A 14,788-nucleotide genomic window follows, 5' to 3' on the forward strand; every position below is an offset into this window, starting at 1 on the left:
TGACGGCTTCGCCTTACCCGACCTACGCGCGCTCGATTGACCCATGACAAGTTCCCCCCTGGCTGTCTCTTCTATAATCGCGCCTGTCTCCCCTCTCACTGGTGCTAACCATGGCGTATCAACTGAACCTCGACTGGCCGGAATTTCTTGAGAAATACTGGCAAAAACAACCCGTTGTGCTGAAAAATGCCTTCCCGAATTTTGTCGACCCCATTACCCCTGATGAACTGGCGGGTCTGGCGATGGAGCCGGAAGTCGATAGCCGCCTGGTAAGCCATGCTAACGGCAAGTGGCAGGCGAGCAATGGCCCGTTTGAGCATTTCGATAACCTCGGTGAAACCGGCTGGTCTCTGCTGGCGCAGGCGGTGAACCACTGGCATATGCCCGCCGCAGAGCTGGTGTGTCCGTTCCGCGTCCTGCCGGACTGGCGTCTCGATGACCTGATGATCTCCTTCTCCGTCCCGGGCGGCGGCGTTGGGCCGCATATCGATCAGTACGATGTGTTTATTATTCAGGGGATGGGTAGCCGTCGCTGGCGCGTGGGTGACAAGCTGCCGATGCGTCAGTTCTGTCCGCATCCGGCCCTGCTGCACGTCGATCCGTTTGAGCCAATCATTGACGAAGATCTGGCCCCGGGCGATATCCTTTATATTCCGCCTGGATTCCCGCATGACGGCTTCACCCATGAAACCGCGCTCAACTACTCTGTCGGTTTCCGCGGGCCGAACGGTCGCGATCTGATCAGCAGCTTTGCCGATTACGCGCTGGAAAACGATCTGGGTGGCGAGCACTACAGCGATCCCGATCTGACCTGCCGCGAACACCCGGGCCGCGTGGAGCAGTACGAGCTCGATCGCATTCGCCAGATGATGATCGACATGATTAGCAAGCCGGATGATTTTACAAAATGGTTCGGCAGCTTCGTCTCCACGCCGCGTCACGAGCTGGATATTGCCGCCGCCGAGCCGCCGTATTCCGCAGACGAGGTGCTCGACGCGCTGCAAGGGGGCGAAACGCTATCACGCCTGAGCGGGCTGCGCGTGCTGAACATCAACGGCTGCTTCTTTATCAACAGCGAACAGCTGGAGACGGTGGATGTGAACGGGGCGGACGCGCTGTCCCGCTACACCCAGCTCGGCCAGGCCGAGCTGGGTGTAGCGCTGAATAATCCGGCGTTTGTGGAAGAGTTGACCGGATTGATTAACCAGGGATACTGGTACTTCGACGAGTAACAGACAGCGGCGTTTAGTCAGACTAAACGCCGCTACGTTTAAACCAGCATATTACAGGCCTTCCAGTAGTTCAGAAGCCGCTCATCGTCGCGCTCTTTTTCCGCTTTAATTTTCATCGCCTGGGCGAGATTTTCTCGCGATACCTCATGGCCTTTTTGCACGATGTCTAAGACCGCTTCACCAAGAGCCAGCGAAATTTCTGTCCGATTGTTGCGAATCGTCATAAATACCTCCTCGTTGGTTGCGATACTTTAATTATGAACGGAAAATAATCAGTCGCTAATAATTCATCTCATTCTTATTTTTTTTCAATTCGGCGCTAAATAGACATAATATTCGGTTCTGTCAATGATGTTTCAAAATGCTAATACGCATTTCAGGTCCGAATTTATGCGCTACAGTTAATTTCGTGCAACAGGCAAATAACCGAAACAGGAGAATTAATATGGTAGATAAAAGCGCAATTAAGGATCACACTCAGGTTGTCGCCAGCTGCGGAACGCATGTCGGGGTTGTGGACCATCTTGATGGTGAGCGTATCAAGCTTGCGAAGAGCGATCCGGAATCAGGCGGCAAGCACCACTTTATTCCTCTCGGCTGGGTCGATAAGGTCGAAGATAATAAAGTTGTCCTGACCAAAAACCATAAAGAGGTTTTTGCTGAGTGGCAGGAAGCATAAATATATTTCTCGTAAAGAAATATACGCCTTCGCTCCGGCTTCGTCCGGAGCGTAATAGTGTCTGCGCCCGGTGATTGCTGCCATGGCAAATGAATGGTACTGTTTTGCCTGTCCTTTCCCCGATGCAGGCTCCGAATTATGCTCCAGAGTGAAAATACATCAGCGAAGCGCATTTTTTTTGTTGAGGATTTTCAAATATTCGGCGAGCGCTACGGCATCGACTACCGTTTCCCGCAGCTAAAAGATGAGCAGGTCAGCGGCAGCCCCGTGTTGCAGGGGAATGTTGAAGAGATGACGCTCTCGTCCGGCATTTCACTGACCCATTCCGAGGTACGTGTATTACAGCCCTATGAAACCACCTCTCGCCACAGCAGCCCGCTTTATATGCTGGTGGTGCTGGAAGGGTGCGTGACGCTCACGCTCAATGGTATCGATTATCCCGTCCGCCCGGGCATGGCGTTCAGCTCGCGTCTGAGTGAAGATCAGGTGATGAGCGCGCGTCACGATGCTGACAGCACGCTGAAAACGCTCTCGTTTGGCGTGTACCCGCACGATGCCGGACGTGAAGCCCTGCTTGAGTCGCTGCTGCTGGAATGGCAAAGCCTGAATACCCCCGCGTTTGTCTGGCACGTTCCCGAGTTTGTGATGTCAGGCATTCAGCATGCACAGCGGCAGGGGGGAAGCGTGCTCTCGCGTAAGCTGTTGCTGGAGGGGCTCATGTACCAGCTGCTCGGCCACGGCCTGAACCAGTGCCAGCTGCCCTGTCCGAGCCGCCCTGAGCATGCGCGTCTGGAACGCGTCCGGTGCCTGCTGGAACAGTCTCCTGAACGTGACCATACACTCGCGCAGCTGGCAGCCCTTGCTGCCATGAGCCCAAGCAGCCTGCGCAGCAAGTTCCGTCAACGCTACGGCTGCACACTCTTCGATTATCTCCGCGACTGTCGCCTTGCGCTGGCGCGTCGCTATCTGCTGGAAGGCCATAGCGTACAGCAGGCCGCCTGGATGTGCGGGTATCAGCATGCCACCAACTTCGCCACCGCGTTTCGTCGTCATTACGGGATTTCACCGGGTGACGTGCGCAAACTCCGCTAACGTAATTTTGTCCATCGCGCGAACGTATCCCGTGCGGTTTAGCATCGCGCATACATAACCTGGCGGCGCGCATAGCTGTTTGCACCCTCAAAAAGGTAATAATTCTTATTAACAATAAGAAATATCTCTGGAGAGGGTTATGTTTGCTAAATCGCGTCTGGCACTGCTGGTGGGATGGGTTACCGGTAGCGTCGCTTTTCCTTTACTGGCGCAGGATGCCCAAAAAACTGACACCGTGGTGGTGACCTCGCAGATGCAGTCTGCGGCCACCAAGCTTGAAACGCCGGATATTGAAACCCCGCAATCGGTCTCTATCGTCACCCGCGAGCAGTTCGAAGAGCAGGGCGCAACCAGCGTGCGTCAGGCCGTGAGCTACACGCCGGGGGTATACAGCAACCAGATTGGGGCATCAAACCGCTTCGACTACATGGTGCTGCGCGGCTTCTCGGACGGCAGCCTGGACAACGTCTACCTCGACGGACTGAAGATGATGGGCGACACCAATTCCCACAGCTCGCTGGTGGTTGATCCGTGGTTCCTGGACAGTGTCGAAGTCGTGCGCGGCCCGGCCTCCGTGCTGTACGGTCGCTCATCGCCGGGCGGCATCGTGGCGCTCACCTCCCGTAAGCCATCGTTCGATCCGGGCGGGGAGATCAAGCTCTTCGCCGGTAACAATAACCAGCGCGGGGCGATGTTCGACGTCACCGGCCCGGTTGATGATAACGACCGCGTGGCGGTGCGCCTCAGCGGGATGACCCGCTATGCCGATTCCCAGTTCGATCCGCTCAAAGAAGAGCGTTACGCGCTGATGCCGAGCCTGACCTGGCGTATCACCGATAATACCCGTCTGGATCTGATGGCCTACCTGCACCGCGATCCGGAAGGCGGCAGCCACTCCGGCCTGCCGTATGAGGGCACCGTCGTGCCGCACAGCGGTAAGAAAATCTCCAACACCTTTTTTGAAGGTGAAGACGATTACGACAAGTACGATCGTCGGGAAAACATGGTCGGTTATAACATCGAGCACTTGTTTGACAGCGGCTGGGCCGTGCGTCAGAAGCTGCGCTACCTGCACACCAAAGTCGAGCTGAACCAGGTGTATGCCGCAGGCTGGCTGAACGACACCGAGCTGAACCGCGGCTATTCCGGCTCCGACGAGAAGATGAACGCCATCACCCTGGATAACCAGGTCGACGGCAGCTTCGATACCGGCGAGGTGAACCACCGCGTGCTGATCGGCATTGACTACCAGGACCGCACCAACAACGTCACCGGCTACTACGGCGGCTTCCCGCCGATTGACGCTTTCCATCCTGCTTATGGCGCGAAGCCGGACTACATCACCCAGTACAGCAGGGAAAAGCATAAGCTGCGCCAGACCGGCTACTACCTGCAGGATCAGATGTCCATTGACCGCTGGCGCCTCACGCTGGGTGGGCGTTACGACCAGGTGAGCGTGTCGAACGTCGACAACTTCAACCATACCCGCAGCGATCTGGATAAAAACAACTTCAGCAGCCGCGCGGCGCTGCTGTATCTGTTTGATAACGGCGTCGCGCCGTACGTCAGTTACTCCACCGCCTTTACGCCGACCAGCTTTGCCGACGAGCAGGGGAATATCCTGGATCCGATGAAGGGCAAGCAGTGGGAAGCGGGCGTGAAGTATGAGCCGGAGGGGATGAACAGCCAGTTCAGCGCCTCGGTGTTCCGCATCAACCAGAAGAACATTGCCACTAAAGAGGAGCCGACCGATCCGTACCGTTCCATCGGTGAAATCGAATCCGAAGGCGTTGAGCTGGAGGCGATTGGACAGCTGACCGACAGCCTGCGCATGCAGGCGGCCTACACCTATACGGATATTCGCTACAAGAAGAGCAGCCCGGAAGAGGAGGGCAAGCGCGCCGTCTATGCCCCGCGTAACATGGCCAGCGCCTGGCTGAGCTACGACGTCAAAAGCGGCCCGCTGGACGGCCTGACCGTCGGCTCCGGCGTGCGCTATGTCAACGGGATCGCCAGCGATCGTCAGAACACCCATACGCTACCGTCATACACCCTGGTGGATATGGTCGTGGGGTATGACCTGTCGAAAGTGGGGCTCACGGGCGTGAGCGCGCAGTTGAACGTCAATAACCTGACGGACAAAAGCTACGTTGCGGCGTGTAACTCGCTCTCTTACTGCTACTTCGGTGCAGAGCGCAGCATTGTCGGCAGCGTTTCGTGGACGTTCTGAGTCGTTAGCCAATGCCCGGTGGCGCTGCGCTTACCGGGCCTACGGGATCGGTTTTCACCCTCTCCCTGTGGGAGAGGGCCGGGGTGAGGGCAAAATGCCGCACTACCCCTCCATCGCAATCACAATCGCCTCACCCATCTTTTTCAACGCCTCGCGATGTTTATCCGTCGGCGGCAGCGCCACGTTGATCCGCAGACAGTTGCGGTACTTACCGGAGGCGGAAAACAGCGACCCGGCCGCAGCCTGGATCTTCAGACGGCACAGCTGCTTGCTGACGCACACCATGTCGACCGTCTCCGGCAGCTCGACCCACAGCAGGAAGCTGCCCTGCGGGCGGGTAACGCATATTTCTGCCGGAAAATACTGCCGCACCCAGCAGGTGTAGGTCTCCATATTCTGCTGATAAATCTGGCGCATGCGCCGCACGTGGCGATGGTAATGACCGTCGCGAATAAACGCCGCCACCGCCATCTGCGTGCCCGGCACGTTAAACCCGCCCGCGGCGTATTTCATGTGCATCACCCGGTCGTAATAGCGCCCCGGCACAATCCAGCCGACGCGCAGCCCGGGCGCCACGGTTTTGGTAAAGGAGCTGCAGAGGATCACGCGGCCATCAATGTCCATCGAGTGAATGGTGCGCGGGCGCGGGTACTCTGCGGCCAGCTCGCCGTAGATATCATCCTCCACAATCACAATATCGTGCCGCTGGGCGAGCGCCAGCACCTGCTTTTTACGCGCTTCCGGCATGATAAACCCGAGCGGGTTATTGCAGTTGGGGACCAGGATCACCGCTTTGATCGGCCACTGCTCCAGCGCCAGCTCTAACGCCTCGATGCTGATCCCGGTCTCGGGATCGGTAGGTATTTCAATCGCCTTGATGTCGAATCCGCGCAGCATCTGCATGGTGCCGTGAAACGACGGCGACTCGACCGCCACGATGTCCCCCGGTTTGCACACCGAGAGCAGGGCGATCGACAGCGCGCCGTGGCAGCCGTTGGTGATCACAATCTCGTTTGCCGCCACGGTGGAGCCGCCGTCCAGCATCAGGCGGGCGATCTGCTCGCGCAGCTCCAGACGACCATCGAGCACGTCATAGCTCAGCATTTCGCCAGGGTTATGCTGCGCAATGCGGCTCATCTCGCGCCACAGCGGCTTCAGGCTCGGCTGGTTGATGTCCGGCGAGCCGCCGCCAAAGGAGATCATCTCTTTGTCGGCGCGGGCGTCCAGCAGCATCATCACCTCATCCCACTGGGTGACGTCCACGGGGCGCTGCACCGGGCGCGTCATCGCCGGTACGGGCGGCTGCGCTTTGCGTTTCGAGACAAAATAACCGGAGCGCGGCTGGGGCGTGATCAGCTGGAGATTTTCGAGGATCTGGTAGGCCTGCTGTATGGTGCTGATACTCACGCCGTGTTCCTGGCTCAGCGTGCGTACCGACGGCAGACGTTCGCCGCTGCGATACAGCCCTTGTTCGATACGTTCCGCCAGTAGGTTGGCCAGATGTTGATAGCGCGTCATGCTGTATCCTTTGTTTTCACCATACAGATTATTAAACCAGTACAGACTGGTGGGTAAAACGCCATGCAGATACCGTTTTAGCGGATCTGTATGGTAAACAAAAGCAGTTTTTGAATCTGTATTGTACTGGCCGTTTTCCATGATGATAACCCCACTGGCACAGCGAGGAGAGCATCATGGAATTCTACGAGAATCGTTCAAAACGTCCGTTTATCGCGTTTGTCTGGGTAGCGAAAACGCTGCGTAACTGGTATCGCATCAACCGTACCCGCCGCATTCTGAGCCAGATGAGCGACGAGCAGCTCAAGGACGTTGGGTTATCGCGATATGATGTGTAAGCATAGGGTTGCCCGGTGGCGCTACGCTTACCGGGCCTGCAGGAGACCGTAGGCCGGGTAAGGCGCAGCCGCCACCCGGCGGTTTTCATCTCAACAGCGCAAGCGTCTGCCGTTTCGGCCTTTCCAGCAGCTCAACCGCCTCCTGATATGACCGCACGTTGTTATAGCCCATCACCAGCCCGTAGCGTTTGCCCGACCCGCGATACCACTCCGAAAGCGCATTAACCTGTAGTTGCTGTTCCTGCCAGCAGCGGGCGATCTCCCGGTCAGCGCTTCCCTTTGCGAGGAACGCGACAATATGCATTCCACCGTCGTTTTGCTCGGTGAAGAACAGGTCACCATAGACCTCACCCAGGGCGGCAATCATCCAGTCGCGGCGGATCTGATACAGGGCGCGCATCTTTTTCAGATGACGAAAAAAATGCCCTTCGTTGAGAAATGCGGTGAGGATTTTTTGCGTCAGCACCGGCTGGCCGCTGGTGGTAATGTCCGCGCAGTCGGTAAAGGTCCCGACGGTGCTGGCGGGCATCACCACGTAGCCCATGCGCAGTGAAGGCATGATGGTTTTGCTGAAGGTGCCCATAAAGATCACCCTGTCATGCTGGTCGAGGCTTTTCATCGACGGCAGCACTTTGCGGGTATAGTGAAATTCCCCGTCGTAATCGTCTTCGATAATCCACGCCTCGTTTTGTGACGCCCAGTCGAGCAGCTGCTGCTTGCGCGGCAGTGAGAGCGTCACCGCCAGCGGACTCTGATGCGACGGGGTAACGATGGCAAAACGCGCGTCGCGATGATGACGGAGCAGGTAGTCCGTATCGATGCCGCAGCGATCAACCGGCACGGTGTGCAGGCGGGGCACGATCCGCTTGAGCAGCTGCTGGCCCATAAAATAGCCCGGATCCTCAAACACCACCTTGTCGCTGCGGCTGGCAAGCGTGTCAAGGATCAGGCGCAGGCTGACGCTGTAGCCGCTGGTGATCAGTACCTGTTCGGCGGTGCAGGATAACCCGCGCGAGATATTGAGATAGCGGGCAATCGCCTCGCGCAGCGGATACCAGCCCAGCACCGGCGGGTTGAGCATTTCATCCTGACGCATGGCGCGCGTCGCCTGGCCCGCCAGCAGCAGCCATTTTTTATAGGGGAAGCTGTCGAGCGCCGGAATGCCGGGGCGCAGAAAACCGGCCCGTTCGCGCTGGCTAATCAACGACGCCGGCAGCGTGCCGGTCGTTTGTTCTGTGGGGGCGTGTTGCGTGGGCAGCAGAAGATCCGGGTTCACCCGCGTCCCGCGCGCGCCCTGGCTTACCAGATACCCTTCGCCCGTCAGAATGGCATACGCCGTCTCGACGGTTTTTCGCGCGACCTTAAGCTCTTCGGCCAGCACGCGGATGGCAGGCACTTTATCGCCCGGCTTCAGCACGCCGCGCGTGATGTTGTCGCGATAGCGGGAATAAATCTCGTGATAGCCCGGCTTCATGTCCTACCTCATTTCACGCTTTTTGTGTCTTTTTACTATGTCATTAACGGCGTAGATTTGCCTTATCGCATGAAAAAAACGGCACAAAAAGAGGAAAGACAATGAGCACCCGCGTAAACCACCACAAAGCCACACCTGCACTTGCCAACGCGCTTTCTGCCCTGAGCATGGAGGTGGCGAAAACCTCCATCGACCCGGCGCTTAAGCACCTTATCGACATTCGCGTATCGCAGCTGAACGGCTGCACCTTCTGTCTGGATATGCACTCGAAAGAGGCTAAAATCGCCGGTGAGCGCGAGCTGCGCCTGTACCATCTGGCGGCCTGGCGCGAGTCCCCGCTGTTTAGCGCCCGTGAAAAAGCGGCGCTGGCCTTCACCGAAGCGCTGACCCAGATTGGCGTACATGGCGTGAGCGATGCGCTGTACCGCAGCGTGGCGGAGCACTTCTCGGATGTCGAGATTTCAGAGCTGAACTTCGCCATCGTAGCGATCAACGCCTGGAACCGCCTGGGCATTACCTCCCGCATGGAGCCGGGCGCGCTGGATGCGGCTTACGGTCTGAACAAGGCTAACCTGGAATAATTCTGCGCTCGCGGATCATCGCCACCAGCGCCCGTAATCCAGGCGAGTGGGGGATTGGGGCGTTTATGGAGTCGAAGTCGATGGTGGGTTAAACCCTGCCCGGATGGCGCTACGCTTACCGGGCCTACATGAGCCCGTAGGCCGGATAAGCGCAGCGCCATCCGGCAAACACTTCGCTCCATACCGAAGCATTGTGGTTTTTCCTCCTGCATTCTCTCCACACCCTCACAACGGAGAGACACCCATGATCGCAGTCCTTTTTGAAGCCAAAGCGGAGCCTCATCATCAGGCGCGCTATCTGCAGCTTGCCGCTGAACTCAAGCCTTTGCTGGCGGACATCGACGGCTTTATTGATATAGAACGTTTTAAGAGCCTGAGCATCGACGGCAAAATCCTGTCCCTTTCCTGGTGGCGGGATGAAGAGGCCGTCCGCCGCTGGAAGCAGAATGTCTTCCATCAGGCCGCGCAGGCCGAAGGCCGGGAGTCGATTTTTTCTTTCTACCGTATTCGTGTGGCGCAGCTGGTGCGGGAGTACAGCTCCGAAACGAGAGGGCACGCGGATGTATGACGTTCATGTGATTTTTAGCGACAGACCCGGCGAGCTGGCGCGCTTTGGACAGCTGTTAGGCCGCAACGGCGTGGGGCTGGAGGGGGGCGGCGTTTTCGGTACGGATGCCCATTTCCTGGTGGAGGACGGGGAAAAAGCCCGCCGTGTGCTGCTCGACGCCGGGTTTACCGTGCAGGCGCTGCGAAAGCCGGTGATCAGAAAGCTTAAGCAGGAGCGTCCTGGCGAGCTGGGCGAGATAGCGGCGGCGCTGGCCGCAAAGGGCGTGTCTATCCTGACTCAGTACAGCGACCACGCGAATCACCTTATTCTGCTGACGGATGATGATAAGCTGGCCGCTGAGATCACCACACCCTGGGCGACAAATGTTAAAGACGAGCTTACCCTCTGATAACAGCGCGATGCTGGAAAAGGCCATTGCCGCTGTAGCGGCTGCAATGGCCGATCCGTCGCGCGTGAAAATGCTCTGTGCACTAATGGACGGGCGGGCGTGGACGGCCACCGAACTGAGTGCGGCGGCAGACGTTGCGCCGTCGACCGCCAGCGGGCATCTCGCCCGGCTGATGGACGGCAAACTGATTACCTGCCTGTCGCAAGGGCGGCATCGTTATTATCGTCTTGCCGGGCACGACGTGGCGGCGCTGGTGGAACAGATGATGGGGCTTTCGTGGAGCCGCATTACCCCGCCGGAAACTACCGCGCCGAAAGCCATGCGTAAAGCCCGGACCTGCTACGACCATCTCGCAGGCGCGGTGGCGGTGCAGATCTACGATTTCATGCAGGCAGCAGGCTGGCTGGAGGCAGACGGTTCAGCGCTCACGCCGTATGGTCGGGAGCAGTTTCTGAAGCTCGGCGTTTCGTTAAGCGCTCATTCGCGCCGAAAAGCGTGCTGCGCCTGCCTGGACTGGAGCGAGCGGCGGTTTCATCTCGGAGGCGAAGCCGGCGCGGCGCTGCTTATTTATCTGGAAAGCAAAGGGTGGATCCAGCGGGTGGCGGGGTACAGGGAGGTGGTTGTGACGGCTTCAGGACAGGGCGCCATCACCAGACATTTTAGCCGCTAAACTCCGCTGCGGGCTGTGCCCTCACTCTGGCCCTCTCCCACAGGGAGAGGGAGAATCTCATTTCGCAATTCCTGCGCTTTAACTTCTCGTTTCTTGATACTTACCCTGATAACTATTATCGTGACCGCGTGTGACGAGAGGTTTCCCCATGAGTGAAGAAGAACTGTTTAGCCGCAGGCCGATGGGCATGCGGATGGCGATGATCGTGCGCCAGTGGCGTGCCGTCATTGACGACGCCATTCTCGATACCGGGTTAACCCAGTCGAGCTGGACGGTGATGATGCAGCTGCATCAGCTCGGGGATAACGTCTCGGTGAGTGAGCTGGCGGAGGTGCAGGGCATTGAACTGCCGCCGCTAATGCGCACCCTGACACAGCTGGAAAAACAGGGTTACCTGCTGCGCACCGTCTCGCCGTATGACAAGCGCATCCGGCTTCTGACGCTGACGCCTGAGGGAAAAGCTGTACTTAACAGGCTCACCCAGGTAATTGAGACGCTTCAGACGCGCGTATCGCAAAACATCGCGCCTGAACATCTCGACATTTTCAGCGCCACCCTGAATCAAATCGCCTGCAATTTGCGGACAATCCGCGAAGAAGATAACAAGACCGAAAAATAATGACTCCTGAACAAAAGTTTGCCCGCTGGGTAAGGGTAAGTATTGCCTCTTTCCTGCTGATGTTTGTCTACTTTATCGTCGCGGATATCTGGATCCCGCTGACGCCGGATTCCACCGTGATGCGCGTGGTGACGCCGGTGTCTGCCCGTGTCTCCGGCTATGTGGCGGCGGTCCATGTCCACAACAATAGCCAGGTGAAGAAAGGCGATCTGCTGTTTGAGCTCGACGACACCCCGTTTCGCAATAAAGTGGAAGCGGCGCAGATCGCGCTCGAGCAGGCTCGCCTTTCCAACGAACAACTGGACGCGCAGATCGCCGCCGCGCAGGCCAGCCTGAAGACCGCCGTGCTGACCGCGCGTAACGACAAAGTGACTTTCGACCGCTACCAGAAACTGAGCACCCTGCAGAACGTGTCGCAGGCGGATCTGGATAAGGTCCGCACTACCTGGCAGAGCAGCGAGCAGTCCGTCAGCTCGATTCAGGCGAATATTCATAACCTGCGCATTCAGCGCGGCGAGCGGAATGAACACCGTAACGTGACGCTGCAAAAATACCGTAACGCGCTGGATGAAGCGGAGCTGAATCTTGGCTGGACGAAGGTCTACGCCGAGGCGGACGGCACGGTGAGTAATCTGCAATTAAGCCCCGGTTTTTACGCCTCGTCCGGTTCGGCAGCGCTGGCGCTGGTGAATACGCAGACGGATATTGTGGCGGATTTCCGCGAGAAGAGCCTGCGTCATACCCACCAGGGGACCGACGCCGCCGTGGTGTTTGACGCCTTTCCGGGACGGGTTTTCCGCGCCCACGTGACCAGCAGTGACGCGGGGATCCTCGCCGGTCAGGAGGCCGTTAACGGTCAACTTTCTGAACCGGAAACCTCTAACCGCTGGGTGCGCGATGCCCAGCGAATGCGCATTCACGTGGCGCTGGACGAAGCCTTACCGAAGTCGCTGCCGACCGGCGCGCGCGCCACCGTGCAGCTCTACAACAGCGAAGGGCCCTTTGCGCGCTTCTTCTCCGGGATGCAAATCCATCTGGTGAGCCTGCTTCACTATGTCTATTAGCACTCTGGCGCGGGTATTTACCCCGCACGGCAACATCGTCTACACGGCAAACGACTTCCGCCAGACCCTGCGCATTGTCTTTGCCGGGATGATTGCGCTCAGTATTTCGAGCTTCTATAACACCAGCTACGGCGTGTTTTTTGTGGTCTACCCGATCATGCTGCTGTCGCTGGTGCCGGTGTTTAACCGCCACGTGGCGAAGCAGTTTATCTTCAGCGCATCGCTCAACTGCGTCGAAATGGTGATCATCATCGGCTTTCTGTCGCAATGGCCGGTCATTATGACGCTGGTGGTCTTTGCCCTGTACGTGATGCGCTTTCGCTTTATGAGCAAGGGGCCGCTGTTTCTGTTCGGTTCGATGGGCGTGGTGTGCCAGAGCGTAATGCTCAACTTTATGAGCTACCCCACCACCAACTGGCACACGCTTTTGTTCTCCAACATTGAAGCGAGCGTGATGGCGGTGTGTCTGAGCGCGCTGATGAATTACCTGCTGCCGGACGTGGAGCCACGTAAGCCGCCGCCGCTGATAGAGAAAGACGATGCCCGCGTGCGCCACGAGTCGCTGCTCTCCGGCACCGTGGCGACGCTGATTTTCGTGGTATTTCAGATGAGCGACTTAAGCGATTCGCTCTCGGCGCTGATGGCGGGCATTCTGATCCTGTTCCCGATGCACTACCGCGGCGCGGTGATGAGCTCCATCTGGCGCGTGGTCGGCGTGGTGCTGGGCTGTCTCTATATCCTCGTCGTTCAGCTTATCCTGTACGATCACAGCAGCCATATGCTGCTGATGATGCCGCTGATCGGCCTCGGGCTGGCATTTGGCGCGCGCCTGCACGTGATGGAGAAGGTCGGGGCCGGGGTGGGATTTTCCAGCATTACCACCATCGGCATTATGTTCGGGCAAAACATGCATCCGGACAGCGATCTGGTGTTCAGCGATCTGTACCGCATCACCTCCGTTACCTTCGCGCTGGTGGTCACGCTGACGATGGTCTTTCTGGTGCACCTGATCCTGAACCGCTTCGAGGCGACGCGCTACGTTATCGCGCCGCCAAAAGCGGATTAATGCCCCACCACGGCGGGCAACTGAGAAAGTAAAAACAGAATCAGGCCAATCGTTCCGCCTACCAGGGTACCGTTTACGCGAATGAACTGAAGATCTTTACCGATATTGAGTTCTATCTGGCGTGACATATCTTTGGCGTCCCAGCTTTTCACCGTGTCGCTGATATGGCGCGTCAGGAATGCCGCAAAATCCGGCGCGACGCGGTGCGCGGCCTGCTCCAGATGCTCGTTCAACGACGCACGCAGGCTGGCATCATTCGACAGCGTCTCACCAAACCACAGCCCGGCGTTGGCGATACGTTGCTTCACGCGGGAATCGTCGCTCTGCATGTCATTTTTCAGCCACTGGCGCAGGTCAGCCCACATTTCACCCAGGTAGCGGTTAAATGCTTCATCATTCTTCAGATAGTGCTTGATATTGTCGGCTTTGGCCGTCATCTCCGGGTCGTTTTTCAGGTTGTCGATGAACTTCAGCGTGGCGCGGTCAAATGCCCGACGGATCTGGTGCGTGCGGTCGTGGCTGATATCATCCAGCAGCGTGTTCACCGCGTTCGACACCATCTCTGCGCTCTGATCGCCCAGCCACTCGGTGGGCAGCACCATCGCCTTGCGCGGATGCTCGGTCTTCAGCCAGTGGACGATCTGGTCAGAGATAAATTCCCGCGTGCTCTCGCGCTGAATCAGGGTAATCAGACGGTTGATGATGGCGTCCAGCAGCACCTGGTGACGGTTGTTTTTGGTCATGCTTTCCAGCATGACGGCGCTGGTCTCGGTTAAATCGACCTTGTCGATAGCCTTATGCACCGCGCGTTTGAGCAGGCGCTGAATGCGCCCGTCGTCAGTCAGCTCAAGAAAACCGCTCATCACCTGCATCAAATGCAGCCCGACGCGCTGGGCGTTGTCGGGCTTGCTGAACCAGGCACCAATCATCTGGGCCGGCTCGTAGCGGCGAATTAATGCGACCAGCGACTGGGTATCCAGAAACTTTTCCTGCACGAACTGGCCAAGATTGTCGCCGATGCGGTCCTTATTGCGCGGGATAATCGCCGTATGGCGCGAGATAAAGGGAATTGGCACCCGGCGGAACAGCGCGACAACGGCAAACCAGTCCGCCAGCGCGCCGACCATCGCCGCCTCGGCAATAGCTTTTGCGCCGCGTACCCAGAAGGTTTGCGGCAGGAACAGGGTAGTGATAAAGGCCGCAGCGGCAATCAGCAGCAGCGACAGCGCGAGAAGCTTGGCGCGTTTGAGTTCGGTATGTTTTTCCATG

General features: G+C 58.0%; 16 protein-coding genes. 12 read left to right on the forward strand and 4 right to left on the reverse strand.

Annotated elements, in window-relative coordinates; translation table 11 throughout:
• Nucleotides 1-110: 110 nt before the first annotated feature.
• Nucleotides 111-1,232: a ribosomal protein uL16 3-hydroxylase gene (locus L350_RS09640; RefSeq protein ID WP_032625338.1), complete on the forward strand. Its 1,122-nt coding sequence runs from the start codon at nt 111-113 to the stop codon at nt 1,230-1,232.
• 38 nt (nt 1,233-1,270) lie between these two features.
• On the opposite strand, the gene L350_RS09635 is transcribed toward L350_RS09640, so the two are convergent.
• A complete protein-coding gene (locus tag L350_RS09635) occupies nt 1,271-1,456 on the reverse strand; it encodes a hypothetical protein (protein ID WP_010427252.1) in 186 nt (61 codons plus the stop codon).
• Between the two features lie 221 nt (nt 1,457-1,677).
• Here L350_RS09635 and L350_RS09630 point away from each other — a divergent pair, with 221 nt between their 5' ends.
• The 3 genes from L350_RS09630 to foxA all read left to right on the forward strand — a co-directional run bounded on the left by L350_RS09630 (nt 1,678) and on the right by foxA (nt 5,233).
• Nucleotides 1,678-1,911, forward strand: a complete 234-nt coding sequence (locus L350_RS09630) for a DUF2171 domain-containing protein (RefSeq protein ID WP_003863067.1) — start codon at nt 1,678-1,680, stop codon at nt 1,909-1,911.
• 138 nt (nt 1,912-2,049) lie between these two features.
• A complete protein-coding gene (locus L350_RS09625) occupies nt 2,050-3,003 on the forward strand; it encodes a helix-turn-helix domain-containing protein (RefSeq protein ID WP_032625340.1) in 954 nt (317 codons plus the stop codon).
• Nucleotides 3,004-3,124: 121 nt separating this feature from the next.
• Nucleotides 3,125-5,233 carry a ferrioxamine B receptor FoxA gene (foxA, locus tag L350_RS09620; protein WP_115504204.1) on the forward strand — a complete coding sequence of 703 codons (2,109 nt, stop codon included), beginning with the start codon at nt 3,125-3,127 and terminating at the stop codon, nt 5,231-5,233.
• Between the two features lie 102 nt (nt 5,234-5,335).
• On the opposite strand, the gene L350_RS09615 is transcribed toward foxA, so the two are convergent.
• Nucleotides 5,336-6,751: an aminotransferase-like domain-containing protein gene (locus L350_RS09615; RefSeq protein WP_022646932.1), complete on the reverse strand. Its 1,416-nt coding sequence runs from the start codon at nt 6,749-6,751 to the stop codon at nt 5,336-5,338.
• 176 nt (nt 6,752-6,927) lie between these two features.
• Between L350_RS09615 and L350_RS09610 the strand changes: the two genes are divergently transcribed.
• Complete coding sequence (locus L350_RS09610) at nt 6,928-7,089, forward strand: DUF1127 domain-containing protein (protein ID WP_003863073.1); 162 nt, start codon at nt 6,928-6,930, stop codon at nt 7,087-7,089.
• A gap of 85 nt (nt 7,090-7,174) precedes the next feature.
• Here the strand turns inward: L350_RS09610 and L350_RS09605 are convergent, their stop codons facing one another.
• Nucleotides 7,175-8,563, reverse strand: a complete 1,389-nt coding sequence (locus tag L350_RS09605; protein ID WP_032625344.1) for a MocR-like pyridoxine biosynthesis transcription factor PdxR — start codon at nt 8,561-8,563, stop codon at nt 7,175-7,177.
• A gap of 101 nt (nt 8,564-8,664) precedes the next feature.
• On the opposite strand from L350_RS09605, the gene L350_RS09600 reads away from it, so the two are divergent.
• The 7 genes from L350_RS09600 (at nt 8,665) to L350_RS09570 (ending at nt 13,519) form a co-directional block, all read left to right on the forward strand.
• Entirely contained in the window at nt 8,665-9,144 is a 480-nt protein-coding gene (locus tag L350_RS09600) for a carboxymuconolactone decarboxylase family protein (protein WP_022646934.1), read from the forward strand.
• Between the two features lie 244 nt (nt 9,145-9,388).
• Nucleotides 9,389-9,712 (forward strand): antibiotic biosynthesis monooxygenase family protein, encoded by a 324-nt coding sequence (locus L350_RS09595; protein ID WP_023299242.1) that lies wholly within the window; start codon nt 9,389-9,391, stop codon nt 9,710-9,712.
• Nucleotides 9,705-10,100, forward strand: a complete 396-nt coding sequence (locus tag L350_RS09590; RefSeq protein ID WP_022646936.1) for an amino acid-binding ACT protein — start codon at nt 9,705-9,707, stop codon at nt 10,098-10,100. Before L350_RS09595 ends, L350_RS09590 begins: the two co-directional genes overlap by 8 nt.
• Nucleotides 10,075-10,770 carry an ArsR/SmtB family transcription factor gene (locus tag L350_RS09585; protein WP_032625346.1) on the forward strand — a complete coding sequence of 232 codons (696 nt, stop codon included), beginning with the start codon at nt 10,075-10,077 and terminating at the stop codon, nt 10,768-10,770. Before L350_RS09590 ends, L350_RS09585 begins: the two co-directional genes overlap by 26 nt.
• A 148-nt stretch (nt 10,771-10,918) precedes the next feature.
• On the forward strand, nt 10,919-11,389 hold the full coding sequence (locus L350_RS09580) for a MarR family winged helix-turn-helix transcriptional regulator (RefSeq protein ID WP_022646938.1): 471 nt from the start codon (nt 10,919-10,921) through the stop codon (nt 11,387-11,389).
• Nucleotides 11,386-12,453, forward strand: a complete 1,068-nt coding sequence (locus L350_RS09575; RefSeq protein WP_088581776.1) for an HlyD family secretion protein — start codon at nt 11,386-11,388, stop codon at nt 12,451-12,453. Before L350_RS09580 ends, L350_RS09575 begins: the two co-directional genes overlap by 4 nt.
• Nucleotides 12,443-13,519: a DUF2955 domain-containing protein gene (locus L350_RS09570; RefSeq protein WP_022646940.1), complete on the forward strand. Its 1,077-nt coding sequence runs from the start codon at nt 12,443-12,445 to the stop codon at nt 13,517-13,519. Before L350_RS09575 ends, L350_RS09570 begins: the two co-directional genes overlap by 11 nt.
• On the opposite strand, the gene L350_RS09565 is transcribed toward L350_RS09570, so the two are convergent.
• Nucleotides 13,516-14,787, reverse strand: coding sequence for a DUF445 domain-containing protein (locus L350_RS09565; RefSeq protein WP_032625349.1), 1,272 nt, complete (start codon nt 14,785-14,787; stop codon nt 13,516-13,518). The genes L350_RS09570 and L350_RS09565 overlap by 4 nt on opposite strands.
• Nucleotide 14,788 lies beyond the last annotated feature (1 nt).

The sequence above is a fragment of the Enterobacter sp. MGH 4 genome (assembly GCF_000534735.1).
GTDB classification, from domain to species: domain Bacteria; phylum Pseudomonadota; class Gammaproteobacteria; order Enterobacterales; family Enterobacteriaceae; genus Enterobacter; species Enterobacter intestinihominis.

What these genes read in the sequence shown, in the direction of transcription:
- L350_RS09640 (WP_032625338.1), top strand. Translation starts at nt 111, where the DNA reads ATGGCGTATCAACTGAACCTCGACTGGCCGGAATTTCTTGAGAAATAC.
- L350_RS09635 (WP_010427252.1), bottom strand. Translation starts at nt 1,456, where the DNA reads ATGACGATTCGCAACAATCGGACAGAAATTTCGCTGGCTCTTGGTGAA.
- L350_RS09630 (WP_003863067.1), top strand. Translation starts at nt 1,678, where the DNA reads ATGGTAGATAAAAGCGCAATTAAGGATCACACTCAGGTTGTCGCCAGC.
- L350_RS09625 (WP_032625340.1), top strand. Translation starts at nt 2,050, where the DNA reads ATGCTCCAGAGTGAAAATACATCAGCGAAGCGCATTTTTTTTGTTGAG.
- L350_RS09615 (WP_022646932.1), bottom strand. Translation starts at nt 6,751, where the DNA reads ATGACGCGCTATCAACATCTGGCCAACCTACTGGCGGAACGTATCGAA.
- L350_RS09610 (WP_003863073.1), top strand. Translation starts at nt 6,928, where the DNA reads ATGGAATTCTACGAGAATCGTTCAAAACGTCCGTTTATCGCGTTTGTC.
- L350_RS09605 (WP_032625344.1), bottom strand. Translation starts at nt 8,563, where the DNA reads ATGAAGCCGGGCTATCACGAGATTTATTCCCGCTATCGCGACAACATC.
- L350_RS09600 (WP_022646934.1), top strand. Translation starts at nt 8,665, where the DNA reads ATGAGCACCCGCGTAAACCACCACAAAGCCACACCTGCACTTGCCAAC.
- L350_RS09595 (WP_023299242.1), top strand. Translation starts at nt 9,389, where the DNA reads ATGATCGCAGTCCTTTTTGAAGCCAAAGCGGAGCCTCATCATCAGGCG.
- L350_RS09590 (WP_022646936.1), top strand. Translation starts at nt 9,705, where the DNA reads ATGTATGACGTTCATGTGATTTTTAGCGACAGACCCGGCGAGCTGGCG.
- L350_RS09585 (WP_032625346.1), top strand. Translation starts at nt 10,075, where the DNA reads ATGTTAAAGACGAGCTTACCCTCTGATAACAGCGCGATGCTGGAAAAG.
- L350_RS09580 (WP_022646938.1), top strand. Translation starts at nt 10,919, where the DNA reads ATGAGTGAAGAAGAACTGTTTAGCCGCAGGCCGATGGGCATGCGGATG.
- L350_RS09570 (WP_022646940.1), top strand. Translation starts at nt 12,443, where the DNA reads ATGTCTATTAGCACTCTGGCGCGGGTATTTACCCCGCACGGCAACATC.
- L350_RS09565 (WP_032625349.1), bottom strand. Translation starts at nt 14,787, where the DNA reads ATGGAAAAACATACCGAACTCAAACGCGCCAAGCTTCTCGCGCTGTCG.